Source organism: Streptomyces sp. NPDC093795 (assembly GCF_044764665.1).
GTDB lineage: Bacteria > Actinomycetota > Actinomycetes > Streptomycetales > Streptomycetaceae > Streptomyces.
Map to the genome: position 1 here is coordinate 1 of NZ_JBIWIO010000026.1, position 1,053 is coordinate 1,053.

General features: G+C 68.1%; 1 protein-coding gene. It reads left to right on the forward strand.

Features of this window, described 5'->3' with window-relative positions; genetic code table 11:
• Positions 1 to 212: 212 nt before the first annotated feature.
• Complete coding sequence (locus ACIRB7_RS33860; protein WP_362229079.1) at positions 213 to 995, forward strand: transposase family protein; 783 nt, start codon at positions 213 to 215, stop codon at positions 993 to 995.
• Positions 996 to 1,053: the final 58 nt, after the last annotated feature.

A 1,053-nucleotide genomic window follows, 5' to 3' on the forward strand; every position in this document is an offset into this window, starting at 1 on the left:
ACGAGCTCGTGCACGGTAAGCGGTGAGACGCCGGTCCACGGATGGTCGATCATGGTGGGGTGGTGGGGACTGTGACTCGTGCAGCGATCGTTAGCAGCCGTCGGATCACGGGTCTGTCGGCCGGTGTGATCGCTGAACTCGTCGCAGAGCTGGGCCCGTTATGGCATGAGCGTCAACAGGCGAAGCTGGCCTCCCGGCCGCGGCAGCGGCGTGTGGGAGCCGGCGCGAAGCACCGGCTGGTGTTCGTCGACCGGCTCCTGGCCACGCTCGTCCATCTCCGTCACGGGGTCACCCATGACGTGTTGGCCTGCTGGTTCGGCGTGGACCGCTCCACCATCACCCGGGCCATCGGCGAGGTGCGGCCTCTGCTCGCCGAGCGGGGGTGCACGATCGGCCCCGGCGTCCGGCTGCGGACCCTGGCCGAGGTCGTCGACCACCTCGGCACCGGCGAACAGACGGGAATCATCGACGGCACCGAGATTCGGGTCCGCCGTCCGGCAGCCGGACGCAAGGACCGGGACGCCTTCATCTCCGGGAAGAACAAGCAGAACGCCGTCAAGTCCATGGTGATCACGGACGGCGAGGGCCGGGTGCTGTGGTGCAGCCCGACCGAGCCCGGCAGCTGTGCGGACATCACCCAAGCCCGTCAGTTAGGGCTGGTCAAGCTCCTGGCCGGCGGCCCCGTAGTCGAGATTCTGGCCGATGCGGGCTACCAGGGTCTCGGCGCTCAGACCGGCGGACGCGTGGTCACACCACCGCACCGCAAGTTCAAGAAGAACGCCCCGGACTGGTACGAGGAGATGTACGAGCGCCAGCGCAAGGCACACTCCTCACGCCGTATCCGGGTCGAGCACGGCATCGCCCATCTGAAGAACTGGCGGGCTCTGGCCCGCCACCTCGGCCGCCGCGAGCACATCAGTGACACCGTCCAAGCCGTCGCCGGCCTGCTGTCACATCAGCAGACCGCGGACCTGAACCCACGACGGCAGAGGTGAGCACCAGGCCTGCCGGAGCCCTCGACGTCTCATCGCTTACCGTGCACGAGCTCGTTAG